27 protein-coding genes and 1 pseudogene are annotated in these 26107 nt (G+C 52.4%); 8 read left to right on the forward strand and 20 right to left on the reverse strand.

The genetic code is table 11. The features are described from left to right. Nucleotides 1-2 precede the first annotated feature (2 nt). From B9N72_RS13010 to hyfB, 4 genes are read right to left on the reverse strand one after another with little or no spacing between them, the layout of a single operon-like run. Nucleotides 3-1457 carry a hydrogenase 4 subunit F gene (locus tag B9N72_RS13010; protein ID WP_085276306.1) on the reverse strand — a complete coding sequence of 485 codons (1455 nt, stop codon included), beginning with the start codon at nucleotides 1455-1457 and terminating at the stop codon, nucleotides 3-5. A gap of 1 nt (nucleotide 1458) precedes the next feature. Then, the gene (locus B9N72_RS13015; protein ID WP_085276307.1) at nucleotides 1459-2118 is read right to left on the reverse strand and encodes a formate hydrogenlyase; all 660 of its coding nucleotides are present in this window, start codon (nucleotides 2116-2118) and stop codon (nucleotides 1459-1461) included. 2 nt (nucleotides 2119-2120) lie between these two features. Beyond that, nucleotides 2121-3053, reverse strand: coding sequence for a respiratory chain complex I subunit 1 family protein (locus B9N72_RS13020; RefSeq protein WP_200810939.1), 933 nt, complete (start codon nucleotides 3051-3053; stop codon nucleotides 2121-2123). Nucleotides 3054-3064: 11 nt separating this feature from the next. Then, entirely contained in the window at nucleotides 3065-5092 is a 2028-nt protein-coding gene (hyfB, locus tag B9N72_RS13025; RefSeq protein ID WP_085276309.1) for a hydrogenase 4 subunit B, read from the reverse strand. Nucleotides 5093-5460: 368 nt separating this feature from the next. Here hyfB and B9N72_RS13030 point away from each other — a divergent pair, with 368 nt between their 5' ends. From B9N72_RS13030 to B9N72_RS21760, 3 genes are all read left to right on the forward strand, one after another. After that, a complete protein-coding gene (locus B9N72_RS13030) occupies nucleotides 5461-8547 on the forward strand; it encodes a transglycosylase domain-containing protein (protein WP_085276310.1) in 3087 nt (1028 codons plus the stop codon). A gap of 110 nt (nucleotides 8548-8657) precedes the next feature. Further along, nucleotides 8658-8867 carry a DUF2970 domain-containing protein gene (locus B9N72_RS21755; protein ID WP_159453036.1) on the forward strand — a complete coding sequence of 70 codons (210 nt, stop codon included), beginning with the start codon at nucleotides 8658-8660 and terminating at the stop codon, nucleotides 8865-8867. 32 nt (nucleotides 8868-8899) lie between these two features. Next, entirely contained in the window at nucleotides 8900-9250 is a 351-nt protein-coding gene (locus B9N72_RS21760; RefSeq protein WP_085276312.1) for a YkgJ family cysteine cluster protein, read from the forward strand. Between the two features lie 220 nt (nucleotides 9251-9470). Here the strand turns inward: B9N72_RS21760 and B9N72_RS13045 are convergent, their stop codons facing one another. From B9N72_RS13045 to B9N72_RS13070, 6 genes are read right to left on the reverse strand one after another with little or no spacing between them, the layout of a single operon-like run. Beyond that, complete coding sequence (locus tag B9N72_RS13045; protein ID WP_159453037.1) at nucleotides 9471-10244, reverse strand: class I SAM-dependent methyltransferase; 774 nt, start codon at nucleotides 10242-10244, stop codon at nucleotides 9471-9473. Then, nucleotides 10201-10962, reverse strand: a complete 762-nt coding sequence (locus B9N72_RS13050; protein WP_085276314.1) for a YoaK family protein — start codon at nucleotides 10960-10962, stop codon at nucleotides 10201-10203. The genes B9N72_RS13045 and B9N72_RS13050 overlap by 44 nt, the downstream gene beginning before the upstream one ends. Further along, on the reverse strand, nucleotides 10940-11761 hold the full coding sequence (locus tag B9N72_RS13055) for a spermine/spermidine synthase domain-containing protein (RefSeq protein ID WP_085276315.1): 822 nt from the start codon (nucleotides 11759-11761) through the stop codon (nucleotides 10940-10942). The genes B9N72_RS13050 and B9N72_RS13055 overlap by 23 nt, the downstream gene beginning before the upstream one ends. Continuing rightward, nucleotides 11758-12057 carry a hypothetical protein gene (locus B9N72_RS13060; RefSeq protein ID WP_085276316.1) on the reverse strand — a complete coding sequence of 100 codons (300 nt, stop codon included), beginning with the start codon at nucleotides 12055-12057 and terminating at the stop codon, nucleotides 11758-11760. The genes B9N72_RS13055 and B9N72_RS13060 overlap by 4 nt, the downstream gene beginning before the upstream one ends. Continuing rightward, nucleotides 12054-12503 carry a GNAT family N-acetyltransferase gene (locus tag B9N72_RS13065; protein WP_085276317.1) on the reverse strand — a complete coding sequence of 150 codons (450 nt, stop codon included), beginning with the start codon at nucleotides 12501-12503 and terminating at the stop codon, nucleotides 12054-12056. Before B9N72_RS13065 ends, B9N72_RS13060 begins: the two co-directional genes overlap by 4 nt. Continuing rightward, nucleotides 12500-12691 carry a CopG family transcriptional regulator gene (locus B9N72_RS13070; RefSeq protein ID WP_085276341.1) on the reverse strand — a complete coding sequence of 64 codons (192 nt, stop codon included), beginning with the start codon at nucleotides 12689-12691 and terminating at the stop codon, nucleotides 12500-12502. The genes B9N72_RS13065 and B9N72_RS13070 overlap by 4 nt, the downstream gene beginning before the upstream one ends. Before the next feature lie 461 nt (nucleotides 12692-13152). Between B9N72_RS13070 and B9N72_RS13075 the strand changes: the two genes are divergently transcribed. Continuing rightward, nucleotides 13153-15429, forward strand: a complete 2277-nt coding sequence (locus B9N72_RS13075; RefSeq protein WP_085276318.1) for an NADP-dependent malic enzyme — start codon at nucleotides 13153-13155, stop codon at nucleotides 15427-15429. 124 nt (nucleotides 15430-15553) lie between these two features. Here B9N72_RS13075 and B9N72_RS21765 read toward each other — a convergent pair whose 3' ends face one another. Genes B9N72_RS21765 through B9N72_RS13085 form a run of 4 tightly spaced genes read right to left on the reverse strand, consistent with a single transcriptional unit; the run spans nucleotide 15554 to nucleotide 17438 of the window. After that, complete coding sequence (locus B9N72_RS21765) at nucleotides 15554-15790, reverse strand: WGR domain-containing protein (RefSeq protein WP_143477800.1); 237 nt, start codon at nucleotides 15788-15790, stop codon at nucleotides 15554-15556. A 23-nt stretch (nucleotides 15791-15813) separates the two neighbouring features. Further along, complete coding sequence (locus B9N72_RS20840) at nucleotides 15814-16095, reverse strand: hypothetical protein (protein WP_143477801.1); 282 nt, start codon at nucleotides 16093-16095, stop codon at nucleotides 15814-15816. Nucleotides 16096-16146: 51 nt separating this feature from the next. Beyond that, a complete protein-coding gene (locus tag B9N72_RS13080; protein WP_143477802.1) occupies nucleotides 16147-16941 on the reverse strand; it encodes a fused MFS/spermidine synthase in 795 nt (264 codons plus the stop codon). Between the two features lie 35 nt (nucleotides 16942-16976). Next, nucleotides 16977-17438, reverse strand: a complete 462-nt coding sequence (locus B9N72_RS13085; protein ID WP_159453038.1) for a GNAT family N-acetyltransferase — start codon at nucleotides 17436-17438, stop codon at nucleotides 16977-16979. A gap of 241 nt (nucleotides 17439-17679) precedes the next feature. On the opposite strand from B9N72_RS13085, the gene B9N72_RS13090 reads away from it, so the two are divergent. Then, on the forward strand, nucleotides 17680-19443 hold the full coding sequence (locus B9N72_RS13090; RefSeq protein WP_234985942.1) for a SulP family inorganic anion transporter: 1764 nt from the start codon (nucleotides 17680-17682) through the stop codon (nucleotides 19441-19443). Nucleotides 19444-19449: 6 nt separating this feature from the next. On the opposite strand, the gene B9N72_RS13095 is transcribed toward B9N72_RS13090, so the two are convergent. Together B9N72_RS13095 and B9N72_RS13100 are read right to left on the reverse strand one after the other, a co-directional pair. Then, nucleotides 19450-19647: a ribbon-helix-helix protein, CopG family gene (locus B9N72_RS13095; RefSeq protein ID WP_085276322.1), complete on the reverse strand. Its 198-nt coding sequence runs from the start codon at nucleotides 19645-19647 to the stop codon at nucleotides 19450-19452. Nucleotides 19648-20010: 363 nt separating this feature from the next. After that, complete coding sequence (locus tag B9N72_RS13100; protein ID WP_085276323.1) at nucleotides 20011-20358, reverse strand: hypothetical protein; 348 nt, start codon at nucleotides 20356-20358, stop codon at nucleotides 20011-20013. A gap of 88 nt (nucleotides 20359-20446) precedes the next feature. Between B9N72_RS13100 and B9N72_RS13105 the strand changes: the two genes are divergently transcribed. The 3 genes from B9N72_RS13105 (at nucleotide 20447) to rpsK (ending at nucleotide 23512) form a co-directional block, all read left to right on the forward strand. Continuing rightward, nucleotides 20447-21457: a beta-ketoacyl-ACP synthase III gene (locus B9N72_RS13105; RefSeq protein ID WP_327078290.1), complete on the forward strand. Its 1011-nt coding sequence runs from the start codon at nucleotides 20447-20449 to the stop codon at nucleotides 21455-21457. Between the two features lie 159 nt (nucleotides 21458-21616). After that, nucleotides 21617-22855: a beta-ketoacyl-ACP synthase II gene (gene fabF / locus B9N72_RS13110; protein WP_085276325.1), complete on the forward strand. Its 1239-nt coding sequence runs from the start codon at nucleotides 21617-21619 to the stop codon at nucleotides 22853-22855. A gap of 261 nt (nucleotides 22856-23116) precedes the next feature. Further along, nucleotides 23117-23512, forward strand: coding sequence for a 30S ribosomal protein S11 (gene rpsK, locus B9N72_RS13115; RefSeq protein WP_085276326.1), 396 nt, complete (start codon nucleotides 23117-23119; stop codon nucleotides 23510-23512). 269 nt (nucleotides 23513-23781) lie between these two features. Here rpsK and B9N72_RS13120 read toward each other — a convergent pair. The 4 genes and pseudogenes from B9N72_RS13120 to B9N72_RS13135 all read right to left on the reverse strand — a co-directional run bounded on the left by B9N72_RS13120 (nucleotide 23782) and on the right by B9N72_RS13135 (nucleotide 26092). Then, a pseudogene (locus B9N72_RS13120) lies at nucleotides 23782-24858 on the reverse strand (IS5 family transposase). Between the two features lie 378 nt (nucleotides 24859-25236). Further along, nucleotides 25237-25449 carry a GDCCVxC domain-containing (seleno)protein gene (locus B9N72_RS21630; protein WP_085276327.1) on the reverse strand — a complete coding sequence of 71 codons (213 nt, stop codon included), beginning with the start codon at nucleotides 25447-25449 and terminating at the stop codon, nucleotides 25237-25239. A gap of 7 nt (nucleotides 25450-25456) precedes the next feature. Next, nucleotides 25457-25732 carry a mercury resistance system periplasmic binding protein MerP gene (gene merP, locus B9N72_RS13130; RefSeq protein ID WP_085276328.1) on the reverse strand — a complete coding sequence of 92 codons (276 nt, stop codon included), beginning with the start codon at nucleotides 25730-25732 and terminating at the stop codon, nucleotides 25457-25459. 12 nt (nucleotides 25733-25744) lie between these two features. Next, complete coding sequence (locus B9N72_RS13135; RefSeq protein ID WP_085276329.1) at nucleotides 25745-26092, reverse strand: mercuric ion transporter MerT; 348 nt, start codon at nucleotides 26090-26092, stop codon at nucleotides 25745-25747. Nucleotides 26093-26107: the final 15 nt, after the last annotated feature.

Here is a 26107-nt window from a genome sequence, read left to right on the forward strand (position 1 = left end):
ACTTAGCCTCCAATCATGCGTGCGGCTTGTTGATACCACGCAACCAAGTAGGGCGGTATATAAAGGCCGAGCATTAACCCCAGCCCCAGATGCATGAATACGGGGATCAGTGCAGGGGGGTGTTGGAGTGGCTTTGCTGTAGTTTCACCGAATACCATCGGCTGCACCCGTTGGAAAACCGCCGCGAAGGCGACACCGAGGGCGAGTAACAGGAGCGGCGTCGCCCAAGGTAATTCGCGCATGGCGGTGGTCAGGATCAAAAATTCGCTGGCAAACACGCCGAACGGTGGCATGCCAAGAATGGCCAGGGAGCCCAGCATCAAGCCCCAACCGACCGTGGGGCTGATGCTCAGAAGCCCCGTAATCCGGCTCATTGTCTGCGTGCCCGCCTTCTGCACAGCATGGCCAACGGCAAAGAAGATGGCCGACTTGATTAGCGAGTGAACGGTCATGTGCAATAGCCCTGCGAAGTTGGCGATGGGGCCTCCGATTCCAAACGCAAACGTGATGAGGCCCATGTGCTCGATAGACGAATAGGCAAACATACGTTTGACGTCTTTTTGCCGCGAGAGGAAGAATGCCGCAATCAATACCGACAGCAGGCCAAACCCAATCATCATGTTGCCGGCCATGTGGTTTTGAAGGGCGCCATCTACCAGTACCTTGCAGCGCAGAACGGCATAGAGTGCGACGTTCAACAATAGGCCAGACAGTACGGCGGAGATGGGGGTCGGGCCTTCCGCATGGGCGTCGGGCAACCAGTTATGCAGGGGAACCAAGCCAACCTTGGTGCCATAGCCGACCAGCAGGAACACGAAGGCCAAGGACAGGATGGTCGGCTCCATGTGTGTTTTTACTTGTTCCAAGTTGGTCCAGAGCAACGCTCCTGTACCCGCACCAATCACACGGTCGGCCGCCAAGTATAGAAGGATAGTGCCAAACAGTGCTTGGGCGATACCAACACCACACAGGATGAAATACTTCCAGGCCGCTTCCAGGCTCGCGGCGGTACGATATATGCTCACCAATAGCACCGTGGCAAGTGTTGCCCCCTCCATCGCTACCCACAAGAGCCCCATATTATTGGTGGTAAGTGCCAACAGCATGGCGCAGGTAAACAATTGGTACATGCTATGATAGAGCCGCATGCGGCGTGGAGTCATCTTGCCGTGGTCGCTTTCAATGCGCATGTAAGGGCCGGAGAAAAGTGACGTGGTCCATGCAACAAAAGCGGTCAATGTAACCAGGAAAACATTGAGAGGATCGATGAAGAACTGCCGCTCAAGCGCATAAAGGGGACCATCGGCAATGACCTTGGAGGTAAGCATCGCGGCCGCAATAAAGGTTGCAAAGCTGAAAGCTGAATTTACTTCGGGTGCGCGCTCACGTCCGCCATATAGTGCGAGTACGCCTGCACCGGCAAAAGGAATGATAAGCATCAGTAGCAGCCAATTCATCTTAATCTTCCTTCAATTTCTCCAGATGGCTAATGTCCAGGCTGTCGAAGCGCTCACGAATTTGAAACATGAACACACCAAGAATCAGAATACCCATTAGAACATCAAGGGCAATCCCTAGCTCAACGACCATCGGCATGCCATATACGGCGGCTGTGGCCGAGAAGAAAAGGCCATTTTCCATCGACAGGAATCCGATTACTTGAGGAACCGCTTTCGCACGAGTTATCATCATCATGAACGAGAGCAATACACAGGCCAGTGCGATCCCCAGCGTGCTGCGCGCAATGGATGTGGATAAGCTGGATATTGGCGCTGCCAGATTGAAGGAAAAGATCACCAGGATGATGCCGATCATCATAGTGGTCGGAATGTTGATCAAAGTTTCCGTATCCCATCTCACGTTCAGATGATTAATCAGCCGGTGTAGCAAGGTAGGTATTACCATGACCTTCAATACCTGAGTCAGCGCTGCCGAGTAATACAAATGAGGTTGATTTGTCGAATAACCCAGCAATATCGTTGCCGCGACCAGTGTGACGCCCTGAAATGTGAATAGGCGGATGAGCGACAGAATGCGCCGCTGGGACAGCATGGCGAAAGACAGAATCAGCAGGATTGAAGCCAGCAGATTGATCAGTTGACCGACCAAGTTTGGCATGATTACGCCCCTAACAGGAAATGAACCAGCATCCCCATCACGGCAAGCATAAAAGCTGTGGCGAGGAATTCCGGCACGCGAAAGATGCGCATCTTGGCGCTCAGTGTTTCAATCACGGCAACCAGTGCGCCACCAATGGCAAGCTTCACGACCAGCACTGGCAACGCCATCATCAAGGCAAGCGGTGAAGCACTTGTCGACACACCCCATGGAAAGAAGATCGCCAAGCCAATGCAGGAATAAGCAAATAGTTTCAGGCTTGCCGCCCATTCCATTAAGGCAAGATGGCGGCCGGAATATTCAAGTATTAGTGCTTCATGAATCATGGTCAGTTCTAGATGGGTAGCCGGGTTGTCGACCGGGATACGGGCATTTTCTGCCAGTGAAACCATCACAAATGCGATACCAGCAAAAGCAAGACTGGGATAGATGGCAAAACTATTGTGACTCATGCTCGTGACCATACTGGTCAAGGACGTTGAGCGCGTGATCAACGATGAAGTAAATAGGACAGTCAGCAAGGCCGGCTCGGCTAGAAACCCTATCAGCATTTCTCGCCTCGCTCCCAGTGACCCAAACGCCGTACCAATGTCCATTGCCGCGAGAGAGATGAACGTGCGAGCAATAGCGAACAAACCAACCAAGGCAATCGCATCTGCCGCCGGTGCGAGAGGAAGGTCGGTTGACAGCATCGGGATAATGGCGCTGGCCAGCGTCATACAGCCAAATACCAGGTAAGGCACCATACGAAACAACGGTGAAGCATGATCGGCGATCACCGACTCTTTGAAAAAAAGCTTATGCAGCACCTTGTATGGCTGTATCAAGTCCGGAGCGCTACGATTCTGCAGTAATGCGCGCCATTGGTTCAGCCAGCCGGTCAGGAGTGGTGCAAGCAACAAAGCCATAACCACATCGAGCAACTGAGACAGCATTCCATATTGGTTCATTGTTTTGCCATTAGAAGCAGCGCAACCAAAGTGAGGAAGCTGTACAGCAGGTAAACCGCAATCCGGCCCTTCTGAAGCATTCCCACCCACTGTGAAATGCGCTCGACCCAGCGCGCAATCGGAAGATATAACCAGTACCAAAGAGGGTCTTCGACCAAGACCCGGTAACGTGGCTGGGCATCAAATGGTGACGGTAACTCACGCTCCATGCGGAAGAACGGCTCAAATATCTGCCGAATCGGTTGCCCAAAGCCTTCCGCGGTATCTTGCATACGTGCGTTCTGCAAGGGGTAACCACAGTCCCATGGAGCCGATCGACGTAACCGACCATGATAGAACAAGCGGACTAATATGTAGGCGAGCGTGCAGCTCGCAGCCACCCCTAGTAGGAAAATAACCGGTCCATAACTGGCTCGCGCAACGGAAATCGGAGCCAAGAGCCACCATGCGTTAGCCGCAATAGATGGCGAGAGGTCGAATAAGCTGAGTTGTTTTATTACAGGGCTGATTGCCTTTAAGATCTGTGAAGGCATAAGCCCAAGCAATATGGAGATGGCAACAAGCCACAGCATGCCTATTTTCTCCAACGTACCGGCATCATGTGCCTGCGCCAACTTTTCTTCACGTGGCCGCCCCAGGAAGATCACGCCAAAAAACTTGACCATGGTGTATCCGGCCAACGCCGCGATCAGCGCAATGGCAGCGGCAACCACCGGAATCAGCATGTTGAGGAAACTATTTGGAAGCCCGGGGGTGAACAGGAAGCTTTGCAGCAGTAGCCATTCGGAAACAAACCCGCCGAGTGGAGGCAAGCCGGCGCTGGCCAGTGCGCCAATCAACGACAACCATGCTACCCAAGGCGTGTAACGGATCAGCCCTCCGAGTCGCCCGAGGTTACGCTCTCCGGTCGCGTGCAGCACTGAACCCGTACAGACAAACAACAGGCTTTTGAAGGCCGCGTGGCTAGCCACATGATAGAGGGCAGCAGCCAGTGCCAGCGCAGCCAAGGCGGACATGTGATACGCATAGAACAGCAGACTGAGGCCCATGCCGACCATGATCAGGCCGATGTTCTCGATCGACGAGTAGGCCAACAAACGCTTCATATCGACCTGCACCGCACTGAACACCACCCCGAACAGCGCGGTAAGCAGTCCGACACTCAGCAGCAATACCCCCCACCACCACAACTGAACGGACAACAGGTCAAAAGTCACACGCAACAGGCCGTAAACGGCTGTCTTCAACATCACCCCACTCATCAATGCGGAAACCGGGGATGGCGCAGCCGGGTGCGCTTCCGGTAGCCAGACATGCAGTGGCAAGATGCCTGCCTTTGCACCGAAACCGAATAGCGCCAGCAAGAATGCTATGGAGGCCCAAAAAGGCGACAGATGCTGTGCGCGCATGTTGTTGAAGGTGTAGTCACCACTATTGGCCTGTAAGACCCCGAAGCACAGGAGAATCGCGATAGCACCAACGTGTGCCAGTAGTAGATAGAGATAGCCAGCCTGCCGTATTTCGGCGATGCGATGATTGGCGGTGACCAGAAAGAATGACGATAGCGCCATCGTCTCCCACATCACCATGAAGACATAGGCGTCGTCAGCCAAAACCACCAACGCCATACTGGCAAGAAATAGGTGGTACTGAAGACACAGTAGGCCTGGTGGTGTGCCTTCTCCCTTGCGAAAATAACCGGCGGCAAACAGTGAAACACCTGTTGTCACTCCCCCTAACACCATCAGGAACAGCGCTGACAGGCTATCCAACCGAAGATGGAAATTTAGTCCAGGCAAGCCGAACGGTAACTCGGCGACTTCGGCAGCCCCTCCCATTGCGCTGGCCGCCGCCACACAAAGTACCAGCGACGCGGCAGCCCCCATTGGGAAGAACACCTTTGCCACCAGCGCAAATCGATGTAAGGCAAGCACACCGAACGTTCCAATGGCCAACCAAACGGTCAGGACAACCAGCATCCAGTCCAGCGGCAGAAGGCCTGACCACCAATCGACTAATTGCATATCATCTTCTGCTTATCTCCGGTTTTCGCTGTAACCGGGTGGGTTAGGAGTCGGCGTAAGCCGCATGCCGAATCCCGTTGCCATGGGTGTGTGAGCGGTAGATTCTGGATCATGGATCAATCATACGATTGGCCATACATGCAATTTAAATGATAATACAGTTACCATTATTTGCAACCAGTCGCGACGAGACTGACGACTGCAAAAGACCTTCTATTCTTAATATTGAGTACTGCTGCGTACGCACGCATAACCGAACCTGAACTTGGATACACTGGCTGCAAAGGGGGATGGGAAGCCGCCGCAGGAGTGCGTAGCGTACTGCTGCGAAGCAGTCTTGATCAGTCTAGCAACGGTGAATCCTAACCATGGCCGCCTCAGAAGAAGAGCTGCAGGTACAGAAACCATCATCAATTTCCGCAAAACGAGTAGTCTCCGTTACCCTGTTGGTAACGATACCAATCGTTGTCTTTCTGGTGCTCGACGAATTCCACAGTTCGCGGTGGCAGGCGAAATTTCTTACCCGTCTGGGTCAAGAGCTGACCTTTCAAGTCGCCCCCGGGAAGAGCAACTCAATCCGCTACCCTACGAGGGGCGGACCGTATGATCAGCGCCTCGGCTACGCCAACCTGCCGAACTATGTGGAACGGTTGCAGGCGCGGGGCTTTACCGTGGCGGCCCAGGCACAGCAGTCCTCCTGCATGGCGCAACTGTTCGACCAGGGCCTGTTCATGCCCTATCGTGAAAAAGATCAGGCCGGGCTTAAGCTAATCGATAGCCACCATTTGCCTATCTATGCTTCGTACGCTCCGCAGCGTATTTACCCCAACTTCCAGTCCTTGCCGCGCCCGCTGGTCAACGCGCTACTCTACATCGAAAACCACAGCTTGCTCGACGAAGGGGCACCTCAGCGCAATCCGGCAATTGAGTGGTCTCGCTTTGGCCGGGCGTTAAGCGACGAAGCGATACACCTAGTGTATTCAGGCTACCACCCAGCAGGTGGTAGCACGTTGGCTACCCAGATCGAGAAATACCGCCATTCGCCGGATGGTCGTACCAACTCGCCGAGAGAGAAGATGCGTCAGATGGTTTCGGCCTCGGTACGGGCTTACCTGCAAGGAGAAGACACCACCGTCGTGAGGCAGCAGCTAGTGGTCAATTACCTCAATACGGTGCCACTTGCCGCGCGTGCCGGCTTCGGGGAAATCGCCGGGGTCGGCGATGGGCTCTGGGCTTGGTACGGGCGGGATTTCAAACAGGTGAACCGGCTACTCAACGATGACCCTGCAGGTCCGTTGCAAGAGCGTGCTCTGGTGTTCAAGGAGGTGCTCAGCCTGATGATTTCGCAGCGCCGCCCGTCCTACTACCTGAGCGGTGACATGAAGGCGCTCGAGTCCCTGACCAATTCTTACCTGCGCTTGATGGCTAAAGACAATGTAATTACTCCCGCGCTGCGTGACGCTGCACTCAAGCAGTCACTCCGTCAGCAGAAAGAACGCGTGCGATTGCCAACCCAACCTCCGATCGAACGAAAGGGGGTCAACGCCGTACGTATCAAGCTCGCCGCGCTCCTCGGCGTTCCGCAGATGTACGACCTGGATCGTCTGGATCTGACAGTCAATAGTACGCTTGACTCCAGATTGCAGCAGGAGGTGACGGCAGAGCTAATCAAGTTGCGTGACCCGGACTATGCCTATTCCGTCGGCCTTAATGATCAGCACTTGCTCGAACACGGCGACCCGCACGGTGTTACCTACAGCTTTACGTTGATTGAAAGCACGCCGCAAGGTAACAAGGTGCGGGTACAGGCTGACAATTTCGACCAGCCGTTCGATATCAACGATGGCACCAAGCTTGACCTCGGCTCAACTGCCAAGCTGCGCACGCTCCTCAACTATCTGGAAATCATCGCCGACCTGCACAAGCAATACGGCAGCCTTGGCAAGGAGGCACTGACAAAGATCCAGGCAGAACCACATGAGTCAATTATCAGGCGTTGGGTGATCGATTATCTCGCACAGGCTTCCGACCGTAGCCTTACAGCCATGCTGGAAGCTTCGCTGCAGCGTCAATACTCTGCCAACCCGGGAGAAAGCTTCTTTACCGGCGGTGGGTTGCATACGTTCGAGAACTTTGACAAAGCCGACAACTTCCGAACCCTCACCGTGCGTGAAGCCGTGCGTCGCTCGGTAAACCTGGTGTTCATCCGGCTCATGCGTGACGTGGTGCATTACTACATGGAGCCAGCGTCCGGTTCGAGTGAGCAACTGCTGGAAAACGTGGACAACCCGCAGCGTCAAGAGTATTTGCGGCGATTCGCTGACCGTGAAGGTCGCACTTTTCTGTCGGCGTTTTACCACAAATACCAAGGCAAGAGTATCGAGGAGTCAGAAGCCCGCCTGATGGAAGGCATCCATCCGAGCCCGAAGCGGCTCGCGGTAATTTTCCGCAGCATTGCACCGAATGCAAGTCTGGACCAGTTCGTTGTCTTCATGTCGACCTACCTGCCGACGGCCGGCGGTGATCACGAAATGCTCGCCAAATTGTATGATGACTACTCGCCGCAACGTTTCAATCTCCAGGATCGCGGTTACTTGGCCGGGATCCACCCGCTTGAGCTCTGGCTCTTGGCCTATCTACGTGCTCACCCGACCGCGGGCTATTCCGAAATCGTCAGAGCCAGCGTCGAGGAGCGCCAGGAGGTTTACCAGTGGCTGTTCAAAAGCAGGCGAAAGCACGCACAGGACAAACGCATCAAGGAATTATTGGAAGCAGACGGCTTCAAACAGGTACATAAAGCGTGGAAACGGCTAGGCTACCCATTCGATTCACTGGTGCCATCCTATGCAACGGCAATTGGAGCCTCTGCCGACCGCCCGGCAGCCTTGGCCGCATTGATGGGAATTGTCGTCAACGATGGCGTACACTTGCCGATCTCACACATTGACAGCCTGCATTTCGCCGCTAACACGCCCTATGACACCTTGTTGTTCAATGCCCTAAACAAGGGTGAGCGAGTGTTGCCGCCCGAGATTCCACAACTGGTTCGCCAAGTGCTGTCTGAAGTGGTCGACCAAGGGACCGCCCGTCGACTCGCCGGAGCCTTCAATCTGCCGAATGGCGCTCATGTGATGGTCGGCGGCAAGACGGGTACCGGTGACAACCGCTTCAAGACTTTTGCTAAGGGCGGGGGGCTGATATCGGAGCGAGTGGTCAGCCGCTCTGGGGCGTTTGTGTTCTATCTCGGAGACCACTATTTTGGCACGCTGGTTGCCTATGTGGCCGGGCCGCAAGCCGCCGATTACAAGTTCACCAGCGCCTTGCCGGTACAGATCCTGAAAGTGCTCGCTCCAACATTGAAGCAGCGGCTCAACCTTGGAGTGGACTCACAGCTCGCCTTGATGACCCTTAAAAAGCCAATCAGTAACGCTTCCGGTATTGCCATGGTGAAATAAAAGACAGTGCTAGCAAAATACCGGCCTACGAAACATAACGGAAAGATTTTCGGCTTTTTGTGTGCTAATCCTATCGCTGCGTAAAATGTGATAGTTATCAAGGAATTCTCGTGGAAAGCTTATGGGTCAGCTTGGGAAATATCTTTCATTCTGTAAGGACAATATTGCGTGCACTTACGGGGGTTGGCAGAAGCAAAGATCACCGCAAATCGATTGAGGGGCTTAACTTCAAGCACATCTTGATTGCCGGTATAATTGTAGTGGTTTTGCTTGTCTCCGGACTAACGGCCCTTGCCAGATTCATCGCAAGTCTAGGTTAAATCTAGTCTATTTTTTCAAGGGATATCATTTAATGACAATCAATAGTCAAAAAATACGCTTCTTCCGGTCACAGATTCCGTCCTTCGAGTGTGAACCGGGCTGCCATGACTGCTGCGGACCGGTAACGACCTCCACTGACGAGATGGCAAGACTTCCAATTAAGAGCGACCGTGATCATGAGATTGCGCTTGCGAATTTGAGCTGCCCACACCTTGGCAACGGATGCGAAGTGTATGCTGAACGTCCGTTGATTTGCCGCCTATTCGGTACGACACCAAGACTCGTCTGCCCGAAAGGGAATCGTCCAGTGAAGATGATTCACCCACAAATTGAAGAGCGAATTCATCAATTTTTTGTAGAGACACGCCACGTATTGGTTTGATGCCTCATCTTTTCTGAGGGCTTGTCGAAGATACCGCTTCTTGCAGATTTAGCATCGTCTCTCGGGCCGGCTAGAACAACCAATTTCTTGAAATTAAAAAAATGGGAGGCAGAGCCTCCCTAAAAGTCGCATGAATTATCTTTCGCCACCAGTCAAACGCCTGATCGCTACCAGACTTTACTCTTGGCCATCAAATGCATGCCTTTCCGGCAATCACCATTTATTGAACATTCTGTAGCTGGCTTTGTTGGCACAACTGTTGCATCTGCTCCAGATAGAAAAACAGATCTAACCCGATTTTCTTCTGTACTTCCTGAGCTCTTTTTTTCATATCAAGTAGATCGAGCATAGGCATACCTTTTAACGCTAGCGAGATCAAATTTGACCCGCCTTTCGTCAGCATCCGATAGGCCTGGCGTTCAAAAGTATCTCTTAGATATACACGGCAGGCTGCAGTACGTTTCAAGTCTCCGGTAAAGTTGGCGACTACGATGCCTTTTTCGCGCAATGCCAAATGGCAACCGTCATAGAAAAATTGCCGCCTCAAAGGTGCAGACACGGTTTTTTTGCTATAGACGTCCAAAAGGATCGCATCGACAGCATTGCTCTTGTGGCTTAGATAGATGCCTGCATCGGCGTTAATCACGCGGAGATTGTCAAGATTGCTTGACGCAGCTTCTTCATTTCGCATTGCCAAGGTGTTCTTGTCCACTTCCAGCATCGTGACAATGGCATCAGGAAAGCATTGCGTACAAAATATTGGTAAAAAACTATTATTTCCACCGACTATCAAGATATCCTTGGGTTCGGAAATAAATAGTGAGAAGCTCATCATCGCTTCGGCGCAGGCCTGTATTTGAGGATTGATTAGATTCATTGCAATTGAGTACCAAGACCTATTTGAATAATGAAATGAATAATTTCCGACATAAACATACTGCGTTTGGATCTCAACGACGACGATATAACAGACGCCAACGATAACGAAAGTCATCCAGGATAGGTACTGTCGCCAGAACCATCAGCCATACCGACAGCGGAATCGTGGCAATAAATCCTATTCTCTTGAATCCAACCGCCCCAACGATACCTCCGACGCAGAAACTGCTTAGCAGAATAGTATGCAGCTTTAACTTGTCTCGATTAGCCAGTACTGCTGGCTGTGGCGTGGACTTGCGATTAACGTAGAATAGTTTCCCAAGTTCGATTCCGATGTCGGTCGATAGCCCTGTGACATGAGTGGTACGTATAACGGCGCCGGAGATTTTGGTAATGATGGCATTCTGTAAGCCCATGATGTAACAGAGCAGCAGCACTGTCGCTGGCGCTAAGAACTCGCGGACCTCCGCCAAATATGCACCAGCCAGACCGAACAAGAGAAGGAGAGCCGCTTCCAGCAACAAGCTGAGCGCATAGCGGCTTCGTAATGATCGCCGCTTGGCCCAGTTGATCAGGAGCGCTGTAGTGGCCGCCCCTGCCAAGAAGGCCAGAACAGATACGAATCCAGCGAGCACCACCCATGATTCTCCCAGGGCGGTTGCATCCGCCATGCTTGAGACAATCCCCGTCATATGTGATGTGTACTGTCCTATGGCAAGAAAGCCACCTGCATTCATTGCTCCAGCAATAAAAGCCAAGGAGTAGCCTAAATGGCGATCTGCCTGCAGATCTCGCTTATGACCGGTTAGTCTACGAAGATATTTGATAGCCATGGTTTTTCTGCCTAGACAAGAAATAACCGTTGCGAAGACTTGCCGTGAGCATGCGCGCGGTGGTCTGCAAGGAAATCGGGTGATGCTTCTCCAGATATCGTGCCTGCGCTAATAACTGCTTTTCTGAAAAACGTAGGCCATTCCCCTTCATCGCGAAGACGATCTTGTTAGTGCAATCTTCCGATTGAACAACTACGGTATTGTCATTAAAGCTGTGCCGTATGCGGGAGACATAACTCCCAATTTGTCGATCGCCCCCACACATATTTACAACCATGACCCCTTGTGCATCCAAGGCGTCGAAGCAATCGTCATAGAAACGCTGAGTGCACAGTGACTTTGCCTGACCGTCAATATCATAACCATCCACCATCAGGATATCGATCTCTGCTGAGGAGTTAGTGATATGCTCTGCCCCGTCTCCGCAATGGATGTGGAAACGTGCGCTATCGGCAGGTATCGCAAACTCATTCCGAAATCCAATAACTTCTTGACTGATTTCGATAATGGAAATGTCTGCATCCGGCAGGTAACGATGGCAATACTTTGCCAGTGAGCCACCGCCCAGCCCAATCATGGTGATGCGTCTCGGTTTGGGGTTGAATAGCAAGCATCCCATCATCGTGCGGGTATACCCCAGAACCAGACTGTCCGGTTGTGCCGGGTCCATACGACTCTGCACGGTAGAAATATCGAAGGAGAGAGACAGCTTGCCACCCTCTTCATAGAGGAAAGGCTTGCCGGTTAGGCTGCCCGCCAGCAAATCTGCAAATCGGTGAAGAGGTGGAAAGTGACTCATGTAGCATCCGGCTTGCGTCGTAGAAAATACAAGAAAGACTGCTGTTTCTGGAGAGAAACAGACTTCGGCGTGAAACCGAGAGCACCGTCAAGAATTTCCTGCCCAAGCTCTTCGATTTTTGTCAGCGATCCTTGTACCACCAACTCGATCTCTTCGGGACGTTCCCGAACAATCCAGTAAGGCAAATTCATTTGGTGGCAAAGTGCATTGAGACGCACGGTCCAGTGCTCGCCCTGACGGCCGCCAGTGACCCTCAACGATTCGGTCACCTCAATGGGGAGCGACTTCGACGTCATGAGGCCCACCGTTTGACCCGCCGTGGCAGTTCGGTACAGAACACCATGATGTCCTCGCGTTTTTCCCACTGCTGGTCCAGCCAGAACAAGGAGCGCGCGGCATCCTCCTGTTCGATCTGAACATGCATTTTGTGAATATTGAGCGATGCCAGCTGCTCTTTCACTTTCCTCAGTAGCGACGAAGCAACATTCGCACGGAGGCAAGAAGCGGCAATCTCAAGGTGATATAGATAACCACGCCAGCCATCATGGCCACAGAACACGGCGCCAATGACGTGTGCATTTTCTTGGGCGATCCAGCAGAGGGTGGGGTTGCGCGACAGCAATCGCCATAACTCCATGCCTATCCAGTGGCGCAACTCCTCGGTTTTTGGGTTTTGCATCAGAGCAAGACAAGCATCTATGTCACGGATGGTCATGGCGCGCAAAGAAATGTCGGGACTCATCCGTCCACCTTCCCGTCCGCAAAAACCTGGTCCTTCCATGTCTCCCCCAGCCGGCATTCGATGAAATCGCGCATCATCCGGCGGATGACCTGGGAAGGGGTCATGTCTTCTTCCATGCACAGCTGCTCGAAAGCGGCCTTCTTTTTCGGATCGACCAGGACAGACAGCCGAGAGGTTCGATTTTCCATGCAAAGCCTCAAAACAATTAACATCCTATGTTAATCATGTATGTGTTCACAGATCATATCATGTTCATACTATGCAAGTTAATAGCTCTTTCGCAAGGACGGTGAGCACTGCATCGCCGGGGAGGTCGACGCTTCACCCAGCGAGGATGGGCATGGGCAACACCCACATTGGTATTGGAACATGCCGCGCTTGATCTGTGCATCGAACGCGTCCACAATGCTACTTACATTACCATTACATGATAATGTTGTGCATATGCACGGGAGAGGCATGCCATGGTCACTGACACCTAATGACTGGGCAACATCCGTCACAGAGACGGGTTGTCAGCCTTTCTTCGAACAAGATACGAGACCACTGACAGATTGGATGCCAGGGCCTTTTCTCCGGTCGATGTTGAGACGTTGCAGTTGGCAACCAACACGCCGAAATGAGTACGCCGCCTAAGGAGTCGCTGCAAATGGACGAGCAAATACGCCAAAGTGCGCTCGAGTATCATCAATACCCCACCCCAGGCAAAATTCAGGTCGCCCCCACCAAGCCGCTGGCTACTCAGCGCGACCTTGCCTTGGCGTACTCTCCTGGCGTCGCCGCCGCCTGCAATGCTGTTGTGGAGGATCCCCTTAACGTCTACAAGTACACGGCTCGTGGCAATCTGGTTGCCGTCATCTCCAACGGTACCGCCGTTCTTGGCTTGGGCAACATCGGTCCGCTGGCCGGTAAGCCGGTCATGGAGGGCAAGGGCGTTCTGTTCAAGAAGTTCGCTGGCATCGACGTGTTCGACATTGAGTTGAATGAGAATGATCCGGATAAGTTGGTCGACATCATCTGTTCAATGGAACCGACCTTCGGTGGCATCAATCTGGAGGACATCAAGGCGCCGGAGTGCTTTTATATCGAGAGGAAGTGTCGCGAGCGCATGGGCATTCCGGTGTTCCATGACGACCAGCATGGCACCGCCATCATCACTAGCGCCGCTGTTCTTAACGGCCTACGCGTTATCAACAAGAACATTGAGGAAGTGCGCCTGGTGACATCCGGTGCCGGCGCTGCGGCGATTGCTTGCCTGGATCTGCTGGTAGCACTGGGAGTGAAGCGCGAAAACATTACTGTCTGTGATTCGAAGGGGGTGATCTTTGAAAATCGCGACGAAACGATGGATGCGTCCAAGAGGCGTTATGCAATCAAGGACAATGGCCAGCGCAAGTTGGCCGACGCGATAGTCGGTTCTGACATCTTCCTCGGCCTGTCCGGGCCCAAGTTGGTCACCCAAGACATGGTCAAGTCCATGGCCCGTGACCCCCTTATCCTGGCGCTAGCCAACCCAGAACCGGAAATCCTGCCGCCGCTGGCAAAGGCCGCCCGGCCCGATGCCATTACCTGCACTGGCCGCTCGGATTACCCGAACCAGGTGAATAATGTCCTGTGCTTCCCCTTTATTTTCCGGGGAGCATTGGACGTCGGTGCGACCACCATCAACGAGGAAATGAAACTGGCCTGCGTGCGTGCGATCGCCGACCTCGCGATGGCAGAGCAGAACGATGTCGTGGCAACGGCTTACGGTGGCGAACAATTGTCGTTTGGCCCGGAATACCTGATACCTAAACCGTTCGATCCACGGTTGATAGTAAAGATCGCCCCGGCGGTGGCCAAGGCCGCGATGGATTCTGGTGTCGCCTCACGCCCAATCACCGATATGAATGCTTACATCGAGCAGTTGGCCCAGTTTGTCTACAAGACCAATTTGTTCATGAAGCCTGTCTTTACCGCCGCCAAACAAAACATGAAGCGCGTTGTCTTGGCTGAAGGCGAAGATGAACGGGTGTTGCACGCCACGCAGGAGATAGTGTCGCAAGGCCTTGCCCATCCAGTCTTGATTGGTCGTCCGGCCGTGATCGGAAAGCGCATTGCCAAACTGGGATTGAAACTGGAAGTTGGAAAGGGTTTTGAAGTCGTCAATAACGAATCCGATCCACGCTTTGGTGATTACTGGAAGGATTATTATGCGCTGACCAAGCGTAAAGGCGTCAGCCAAGAGCAGGCACGTCGCCGGGTGATTGGTAACAGCACACTAATTGGTGCACTGATGGTTCACCGTGGCGAGGCTGACGCGCTGATTTGTGGCACCTATGGCTCTTATCGCCAGCACTTTGACATCGTGGAGACCGTACTGGGCTACGCCGGCAAGGATAAAGTTGCCGCAGCGATGAATGCACTGATCCTGCCGGCCGGCAACATTTTCATTACGGACACTTATGTCAATGCTGACCCGAACGCAGAACAGTTGGCCACGATTACTGCTCTAGCAGTCGATTCAATGAAGCGGTTTGGTCTTGAACCGAAAGCTGCGTTGCTGTCTAACTCGAGCTTTGGCAGTCTGGGAACTATTTCTGCGTCTAAGATGCGTGAAGCTCTGGCGTTGATCCAAACAGCCCTGCCTGGTTTGGAAGTCGATGGAGAAATGCAGGGAGACGCAGCTCTAGTAGAAACGATTCGTCAGCAGATCATGCCCGAGACGACGCTCAAGGGCTCGTCTAACCTCTTAATCATGCCAAACGTGGAAGCCGCAAATATTAGTTACAACCTGCTGCGGGTCTCGGCGGCCGATGGCGTGACGATCGGCCCGATTCTGATGGGCATGGCGAAGCCAGTTCATATCCTCACGCCCATTTCTTCTGTTCGCCGCATCATCAATATGGTTGCACTGGCCTGTGTTGACGCACAGCTAGTGAAATAACAAGCCCAGAGGAGGAGCATATAATAAAATTCAAATAAAAATTCGCTGCGATAACATTTATTGAAGAATGTTGTCGCAGCATTTTCTCCCAATCAATGGGGACGTATGAGTTTATCGCCGTGCCTTATGGGCTTGCCAAATGATACCCATCTCGCAATCTCATTCTCATAAGTGAATCTAGCCGCCTGTTTGCCGCAGCCTCGTTTTCAGCCCAGTCATAGCATTCCTCCCCGTTCAATGAGTTTTTTACTCCCCACACCCTAAAAACATACCAATCCCCAAAGAGATCCTGCTGGATCCAGGTCATGTAATATTTGGTGCCCTTCTCCCAGCGAGCTATGTTTTTTGACTTAATATACATACAAAATAACGTTGAACTTAAAATTACGCCTCAACGGCAAGGGTTTTGGCTTCATCCTTAGATAGCTTAACCTTGTGAGCATTCGCTATTTTGGTTGCCGGTATTGCCCCATGTATTAGCCAGTCGAGAAGAGCAGCAATATCACCAGAGCATTTCACAACAACCACCGATCTATCTGGTGCATGTTGTGCATCCGCCAAGATGAACCCATCATGAAAGGCTTTCCTGGCAAGAGCGTAGGGAAACCAGCATTTATCTAGCATTCCTGTTATTGTTATCTTGTAAAGCTGGGAATCGGCACTCATACTAATCTGATAACGACCTTAATGGGTTGGACGGTATTGAGCAAAATACTATTACTGCACGACGGAGAGATTGATCGACTTGTTCCGGATTATCTGTTTGGCAATATACAGGAAGCGAAGGTCATGCATCATTTCCAGCTTCTCCGCACGCTCGATCAGGGCTTCTTCATTCAAAAACAACCCACTCCCTTTTCTGGCAAATATAACCCTATTGAAGCAATCCTCCGAAAGAACGATTGTAACAGCCCCTTCGAAAGACTTTCTGATTCGCTCAACATAGGCGCTAAATTTTGCATCCTCCCTGCAAAGATTCGCCACCATAACGCCGCCGTCTTCAAGGCATTCATAGCAGTCGTCGTAGAATGACTGACTGCTAAGCTGAGACGGAACACAACTCCCCTCGAAACCGTCGACAATCAACACATCCAGCGAACCGCTCTGATGGTGTACATAGGCCGCCCCATCCATGCAGAGCACTTCAAAGCGACTATTATTGGGCGGCACCTGAAACTTTTCACGCAACGCAATTACATCAGGATTAATCTCGGCGATCGTGACATGGCAATCGGGAAGGTGCCGGTAACAATACTTAGGCATCGAGCCACCTCCCAGTCCGATCATGCCTATTCGTTTTGGGGAGGCATTGAGCAGCAAAAAGCCCATCATTGTTCTTGTATAACTTAGCACCAATCGGTCTGGTTCTTTAAATGACATCTGACTCTGTATCGCACACAGGTCAAAATGCAAAGACAATGAATCATTGTGTTCAAAAACAAAAGGCGCCCCTGGTGCGCTTTGGTTTTTAATCATTGCACTAATAAAATCTTTCAGCGCGAAGTCTTTCATTTTCCTTAATCTTTCTTGCCTGGCCTACAATATTATTATTGCCAGCTAGCCGGATTGTTCCACCACTTCACACGTGTGCTGATTTCTTGACTATAAATATCAACACTATCACCTTTGTTGAATCCTTGCTGCGCCCAGAACAACTGTCCCGCAATATTATTGGCTGAGACAAAAACCTTGACTCGTGCAACCTTTTGGTTGGCGAGTCGATCAATGGCATGCTTGACAAGTACAGCGCCGACACCCTGTCGTCGGCTCATTGGATCAATGGCCAAGTGATATAGATACCCTGTTAAACCGTCATGGCCACACAGGATGCAGCCAATCAGCCCCCCCTGGCTAACGGCAACCCAGCTCATCCCGTGGTTACGCTTTAAAAAGCGGAGTATTGAGGCAGGGCCTTCCTGCTCCCTCAGCACCAATCCTTCGCACCGGTTCCATAAAGTCAAGCAGGCCGGGTAATCGGCGCCACACATCTCTCGTACAACAACGTCCATTTGTGTCCTCTTCCGCCAACTAGAACGTTCGCCTTCAGAACCAAACGGCCGCAATGTCGGCCGAACAAGCATCTTACCCAGCGAGTCGACTCGGCATGGGGGACATCAGTAGATCCTCCTGTGCCGCAGGAGCGCCTCCGCTTTGGCTCGAAGACGTATCTACATGCTGGCAGTGCATTTTGTTATAATTGTATTATAATACTGTATGTGTTTAAAATACATAGCATGCACATGACTAAGTGTGACAAAACTGTTGCGGGGCAGGATGATTACAATTCTTGAAGCCAAACGGGCGGGGCAATTCGGGCGGGGCAAGTTATTGCCCAACATCATTGCCGGCGTCATCGTCGGCGTGGTGGCGCTCCCGCTCGCAATGGCCTTTGCGATCGCTTCCGGCGCCCGTCCTGAACAGGGGCTCTACACCGCCATCATCGGCGGCTTTATGGTGTCTGCATTAGGGGGCAGCCGGGTTCAAATCGCAGGTCCTACCGGTGCATTTATTGCCATCTTGTCGGGCGTGACGGCAAGGTATGGCATCGATGGACTGCAGATTGCAACGTTGATGGCCGGGCTGATGCTGGTGCTGATGGGGATGGCCAAGCTAGGTGGAGTGATTAAATTCATACCCGCCCCCGTAATCGTCGGGTTTACCACGGGGATCGGAGTCATTATTTGGGTTGGACAGTGGCGTGACTTTTTGGGCCTGCCAAAGATTTCTGGCGACCATTTCCACGAGAAGCTTTGGCAGTTACTACTGGCGCTGCCGCATCTGCATATTGCCACGACTGGGGTAGCCCTTTTCAGCCTGCTGCTGGTGATGTTCTCCTCCCGAATCCGTGGCTTGCAACGTGTTCCCGGGCCGCTGGTGGCCATGGTGGCGGCCACTTTTTTGCAGTCGATCTTTCACTTTAAAGGCGTTGCAACGATTGGAAGCGCCTTTGACGGCATACCACAAGGTTTGCCAAATTTTTCCTTTCCCTCCGTGACACCCGAACGCGTCATTGAGTTGATGGGGCCTGCGTTTACCATTGCCATGCTGGGGGCGATCGAGTCGCTCCTCTCCGCCGTAGTTGCAGATGGGATGACAGGGGTTAGGCACGACTCGAACCAGGAGCTGATTGGCCAAGGACTGGCCAACATCGTAGCCCCCCTGTTTGGCGGTTTTGCGGCAACCGGAGCCATCGCACGGACAGCCACTAACATCCGCAATGGTGGTACGAGCCCCTTGGCGGGCATCACCCACACGCTGACCCTGGCGCTGATTGTCCTGTTCTTTGCACCCATGGCTGCCAACATCCCACTTGCATCTCTTGCTGCCATCCTCTTTGTGGTCGCTTACAACATGAGCGAACTGAAGCACTTCACCCATATCGTTAAGCGTGCCCCTCGGGCGGATGTGGTGATCCTGCTGATTACTTTCCTGCTAACCGTGTTCACGGACCTGGTGGTCGCTGTTAACATCGGCGTAATACTGGCAATCCTGCAGTTCTTGCGTCGAATGGCGGCGGCGGTAGAAGTACAACAGATGGGGGAAGAGAAGCTTAAAAGAGAACTGCTCGATCAAGGATTGACCAACTTACCGGCCGGAGTTTTGGTCTACGAAATTGACGGGCCGTTCTTTTTTGGGGCTGTAGAAAACTTTGAACGAGCCCTACTGCAAACTCACACCGACCCTCGCATCTTGATCTTGCGGCTACGTAGGGTGCCTTTTATGGACATCACGGGCTTGCAAACTCTCGATGAAGTGATTGGCAAGCTGAAGAAGCGGCATGTACGCGTCATGATATGCGAAGCCAACCATAGAGTCAGAGCCAAGCTTTGGAAAGTCGGCATCCTGGAGTTCATCAAACCCGAAGATTATGCCGACGAATTTTCAACATTACTGAAACATGCAAGTACGATAGCCCTGTTCGGGGACTCACTATCCTGTCACGTTCATTTGAGTGAGCATGCAGCAAACGTCCTCAAGGTCAGCAGCAGATACCTCCGTTCTGATCGAGAGTAGCTTGCGTCACTTCGACTCAATCAACTTATTGGCATTGTAACGACTCTTGGTTGCGTATTCGACTTGATGCTGTTCGAGATAGTTACGAATCAGCTGGCGAACAACCTGAGACGGCGTAAGATCTTGTGCTGCACAGAGTTCTTCGAAGGCTTTCTTCTTGACCGGATCAATGAGCACCGTCAGGCGAGCAGTCTTGGTTTCCATGTTGGGATAAGGTTCCTAGTTCGAAATATACACATTATATGTGCATCTAGAACACATTTCAGCTTTGAATTGCAGGGGAAGGTACGCCTTGAAAGCATTGGAAGTTGAAGTTCCCAGGTAGGAATCCTTACAGGAATCCGGGCAGTCCACAGTGCTAACCGGTTGGACGATCACGTCCGCCGAGGCGTGGCCAGAGGCCACAAAGGCACGGACCTGCGGGCTAAACGAGGTGGCGAGCCGCATACAGAAGGCCCGGTCACGCTGGTTGAGCAGGGCAAACAGCCATTAGGCGGGATAGCCACGATCCAGCACTAACAAGTCGTCGCGGTTCATGCTGTCCAATTGTTCGACCAGCATCTCGCGCTACCCTTTGGCGTCGGCGGCGATGTCGGCGCGCCGCATCAGGCCGGTTGCGGTGTCGCATAAACCGGCGCCGCGTGCCAGGCTGTAGACCCCGTTGGGGTGGTGATAGCAGTTGAACCCCTTCTCCTCCGAGCGCGTATCGGGGTGAGTTGCGGGGAGTTTCAGGGTGGTGGAATCGGCCGCCAGGAAGCGGTCGCCGTGCCATCGAGCGTGGGTTGGCACCTCGGCCACGATCTGTTGGTTGAGTTCGGTAAACGCGGAGGCGTTCAGCCACTTGCGTGCCATCCGCCCATCTGGAAGGGAGGCATTGGCGAAGAACTGATCCAGTTCGACCTGGAGGGAGCGCATCAAAGTAGCCAACAGGACGCCGACCACTCGTTCGAAGGTGAAAATGCTGCGCCGGGTGAAATCGACTGCCTTGTGCCGGTGGCGCTGGATGACACTATTTGAAATAACTCCATTACCGATTCCAAGAGGGCGCATTGTTATGTTTGCTTGCATCACCGGGGTAGGTAGTTATCTACCAGGGCAACCCGTAAGTAATTATTCACTTATTCGACGAGGTATCGATACTACTGACGAGTGGATCGTCTCTCGAACGGGTATAAAGTCACGTCACCTAGCAGAGATAGGCTGTACATCTAGTGACCTGGCACTAGAGGCAAGCCATCGAGCGTTGCTCTCGGCAGGAATTCATTCTGGAGAACTTGACCTGATCATTCTTGCGACCTCGACGCCAGATTTTATCTTCCCAAGTACCGCCTGCCTACTACAGGCAAAACTTGGTAATCATGGAGCTATGGCTTTCGATGTTCAGGCTGTATGCAGTGGCTTTGTTTACGCTTTAAGCATCGCGGAAAAATTTATTCGTTCTGGCAGTCATAAAAAAGTTCTAGTGGTAGGTGCCGAAGTATTTTCACGGACTCTAGACTGGGAGGATCGTGCTACATGCGTACTATTTGGTGATGGTGCCGGCGCGGTTGTTCTCGAAGCTTCCGAGAATCCAGGCATTATTGCTACTGCGTCACATGCTGATGGCTCGTATCATAAAATATTATCAGCCCCAGGCAATGTCAGCAATGGAAAAATTATCGGTGATCCATTTTTGCGCATGGATGGGCCAGCTGTATTCAAGTTTGCGGTCAACGCATTAGCCGACGTGGCTATTGAGTGTCTTGAAATGGCAGGACTTTCATCAATTGACGTTGACTGGCTAATTCCTCACCAAGCGAATACCAGAATTATTGAATCGACAGCAAAGAAACTCGGGCTTCCAATGGAGAATGTCATTGTGACAGTTGATCGTCATGGTAATACATCCTCTGCATCCATACCCTTAGCTCTTGATGTAGCGGTTCGTGATGGGCGCATTCAGCGAGGACAGAAAGTCATGTTTGTTGGTGTTGGCGGAGGTTTCACTTGGGGAGCTGTATTGCTTGAGTTTTAATGGTTTATCGATTAGTGAAAGCGTTCAAAATTCCAGAGATTTTGACTGGCAAGATCGTCAATTTTTGCTAAGTCATTGAGAGCCTCATTAATCGCAAGAGAAAATATTTTTCAGAGTTTTCTATGAATATCACTTATCTTACCCTGATTGGAGAATAAATTGGCACGTCGCAGAGTTGTAATAACCGGATTGGGGATTATTTCCCCAGTCGGCAATACTGTCGAACAAGCCTGGCAAAATATACTTGCTGGGCAATCCGGGATTGATCGGATAACACGTTTCGACACTTCCGCTCTTCCGGTGCAGATTGCAGGTGAAGTCAAAGATTTTGATATCACCCAGTACTTATCAACGAAAGATGCCCGCCGCATGGATACTTTTATCCATTACGGTATGGCTGCGGGCATTCAGGCGATCAAAGATGCTGGGATTGAAGCTCAACCATTCAATGCCGAACGTATTGGTGTATCGATTGGTTCCGGTATTGGTGGTTTGCCTATGATTGAAACCACTCGTGATGAATTCGTAGCGGCTGGGGTACGAAAAATCTCTCCATTCTTTGTTCCTGGTTCAATCATAAATATGATATCAGGCAACCTATCGATCATGTATGGATTTAAAGGGCCTAGTATCGCGTTAGTCAGCGCTTGCTCGACAGGCACGCACTGCATTGGTGATGCCGGTCGCTTAATCGAATATGGTGACGTTGACATCATGATAGCTGGCGGGGCTGAATGTACTATTTCCCCGCTGGGAATTGGTGGGTTCAGTGCTGCACGTGCACTCTCTACTCGCAATGATGACCCGAAAACGGCAAGTCGTCCTTGGGATAGGGATCGTGATGGTTTCGTACTAGGAGAGGGAGCTGGGGTCGTGGTACTTGAAGAATACGAGCATGCCAAAGCGCGTGGCGCCAAAATATATGCCGAGTTGGCTGGTTTCGGAATGAGTGCTGACGCAAGCCACATGACGGCTCCTTGCGAAAATGGAGATGGAGCAGCGCGATGTATTAACAACGCATTGCATAATGCTCGACTGAATCCACAGGACGTACAGTATGTCAACGCTCACGGTACTTCAACGCCACTCGGTGACAGGGCGGAAACTATTGCACTCAAACGTGCATTTGATGGCCACGCAAAGAGGTTGGTTATTAATTCGACCAAGTCAATGACAGGGCATTTGTTAGGTGCGGCTGGTGGTATTGAGTCAGTATTTTCAACTCTTGCTGTTTACAATCAGGTTTCACCTCCTACCATCAACATCTTTAATCAGGACAAATTGTGTGATCTTGATTGCTGCGCAAATGAGGCGCGAAAAATGAAAATTGATGTCGCCATTTCCAACTCCTTTGGTTTCGGAGGGACAAATGCAACCATTGCCATCAAGCGAGTTTAGTAGGCTACATAAAATTGCGCCAAAAAACTATGCAATGCAACCCGCGAAGTAAGCGTCTGTGGAGAGAAATTTAGTGGCAGTAGCCATGTTCACCATTGACATAGTTTGGTGAGTAAAATATGGCGAGCTGGACTATTTTGATGCGATAGATGATTTTTATATATCAATTCTTGATGGTCATTCAACTCCGTTAAATACATCTAGATTGGCGTATAATATTACAATAGGTACGCCCATGCAAAATATAATGGAATACAGATAATGGCTAAATCAAAGTCGACTGTTCGAGTAAGTAAAAAAATTCGTAAGATGATAAGCGATGGGGTTGTGCACGTACATGCATCATTCAACAACACGATCATTACGATCACCGATAGACACGGCAATGCACTGTCTTGGGCAACTTCTGGCAGCGTTGGCTTTAAGGGTTCGCGTAAGAGCACGTCCTTTGCTGCGCAAATTGCGGCCGAACATGCCGGTAACGTTGCCAAAGAATATGGTGTGAAAAACCTCGCTGTTCGTATCAGAGGCCCTGGCCCAGGTCGTGAATCTGCTGTCCGTTCGCTTAATAAGCAAGGTTTCAGCATAATCAGTATCTCTGACGTAACGCCGGTGCCACATAACGGTTGTCGCCCGCCCAAAAAACGTCGTATTTAATAGCACTATGCCATATTGAGCTTAGGGTGTTTTTCCCCTCAGTTCCAGAGATTGGTCTTCAGAGCGCTTGTATTCATACTTTCTGAGCGTACCTTGTACTGCTGAATAAGAAGCATCAACTGCGTCTTAGATGAGTAGGCAATAACAAAAAAATGTAGCTCTGTTTGAATAGACTGTTGGGCACCTCGAATTATCCAATTCTTGGCGGAGCGTGACGTACAAACCCGCCACTTGAGGCAAGGCCAATGCGTTTTAGCACCAGTTATTGCTTAATTTTTGCGCCCCGGTGGCCATTTGAGCCACCGCAGGCGCCATTTGGGCGTTAAGGCCGTCACGCCTGCCGTTTTCAGGAAGCACAGCCGGCGCAGGTTGTAGCTGGCCACCTTCCAGTTCAGATGCAAGGTCGCGCTGGCCAGACCAATGCTGCGCAGGACCTTGCCGCCTTGCTGTTCGAGGGCGCCAAAGACATGCTCAATACGGGCGCGGGTCTTGGCGATGCGGCGGTTTCTCCCTTCCCGGCACTCGGACAGCGGGCACTTTTTCTGGGCTTTGCGCTGGATGTGAAGACGCCAGCTCTGGCCGGTCAGGCGGGCTTCACGCTGCTGACCGACGTAGCCTTTGTCGGCCCAGACATCACGGGCCGTATTGCCCGGATCGAGCACCGCCTCGAAGTGTAGGGTGTCGTGCTCGCTGGCAGTGGCAACCACGATGCGCCGGATCAGCTTGTAGCGCTTGTCGGTGCTGGCGGATAGCTTATAGCCGAAGTAGGACTTGCCATGCTTCTTGGTCCATTTGGCGTTGGTGTCTTTCTGCCGACGCTTGGCTGGCGGCCAGTCGGCCGGAGTGGCCTGCTGCTGAACGAGCTCTTTCTCTTCGGCGGTAATCCCCTGGCGCGGCACGGGGACGATGCTGGCATTGATCATCTGGCCACCGCGGGCGATATAGCCATGCTAATTGAGCTGCCGATTAACGGCAGCAAAGATGGTTTCGCTGGCGTTGGCGGCGATCAGGCGTTCCTTGAAGATCCAGATTGTGGTGCGATCCGGGATCTGGCTGCTGTCACGCAAGCCGACGAAACGCTGAAAGCTCAGGCGATCCAGCAGCTGGAATTCCATCTGTTCGTCACTGAGATTGAACAGTTGCTGAATCAGCAGGATCCTCACCATCAGTTCGGTGGGAAACGGCGGGCGTCCACCTCGTTCACGACTGGGGCGAGGTGCGGCACGGTCGATCTCGGCGGCCAAGGCGGCAAAGTCGACATGCTCTTGCAGGGTACGCAGTACATCTCCGAGCCTGTCGAGCTTGGCTTCTCGTTCTTGTCCGGCAAAAAGGCTGTTCTTGATCATGCGAGAACGGTCCGAAGGGGCATGTCTCCATCATGCCATGAACTGGAGTTTTTCGAGGTGCCCTTCAGGGTCTGAGCCTGCGATAACGAGCGACGATATCCTTCCAGCTCAAGGCGTCCAGCCAAGCTGGCTTGGTGGAATCCCGGCAGCAGAGCTGGTTCGTTTATTGCTGGGCCAATTTCCAGACGAATAATGACCTGGTGCGGTTCTTGACGAGAAATGTTGCCGTGGACGTTCCTGCAGCATCCTCGTGCATCCTTCCTCCTGTGATGCCATTCCCGCCGGGGATACCGACTCATAGTTCGGACGCCGCCGGCTGTTTCATCCGCCTTGCCGTTATCAAAGATGGCTCGGGGTGCCGGCGGCGTGGTTTGACAACTACCCACAGCACCCGCGCTGCGCCTGGATCGGCGGACATTTCACCGAGCCGAACGAACAGAACACACAGCAGTCACCCGGATGGGGGCGTAGCAAGGCCTTGCAGCTGCTGCACTCGTAGAAGAACTGGCAGGCCTCCATGGGCATGGTTTCTCGTTTGGCGAAGCCACAGTGGGGGCAGGTCAGCACGGATTCGAGAACGATAGCACTCATCGCAGTCTCACTTCTGCAGGGTGGAGGGATAGCCCGCGTTCGTGGTCGCTCTGGTCAGCACCTCCGGCTGGGTCTTGTCGGGGTCGAAGGTCACGATGGCCGTCTTCTTGTCGCTATCCACTTTGACGTCACTCACCCCGGACACCTTCTCCAGTGACTTTTTGACCGTGATGGGGCAGAGACTGCACGTCATGTTCTTCACCTCGAGCGTGACGGTCTTCGGGGGCGCGGCCAATGCTGCAACGGGAAGGGCAATAAGTGCAGCAGTCAGACGATTGAGCATGGGAAGCTCCTTTCAGTAGAACAGCGGTACCAAGGACGGCACGGCGAGTAGGCCGAGCAGCAACACGGAGATAATCCAGAATGTGAGCCGCTGCCGTCTGATCGTGCGTGGATTAGCGCAAGGCGTCTTCGGGTCGCAGGCCCGCGGCATCTGATAGAGCCTGCGCCAGGCGAGCCCGAGAAACAGCAGCGTCAACCCGATGAAAATGGGCCGGTACGGTTCCATCGCCGTCAGGCTGCCGACCCACGTCCCGCCGATGCCCAGCGCCAGCAGCACGAGCGGCCCGATGCAGCACACCGACCCACCGATAGCGGCCAGTACCCCGGCGATGAGGGGACCTTTCCCATTGCTCGGTGCCATGCCTGTTTCCTTCAA

Source organism: Pseudogulbenkiania subflava DSM 22618 (assembly GCF_900177275.1).
GTDB lineage: Bacteria > Pseudomonadota > Gammaproteobacteria > Burkholderiales > Chromobacteriaceae > Pseudogulbenkiania > Pseudogulbenkiania subflava.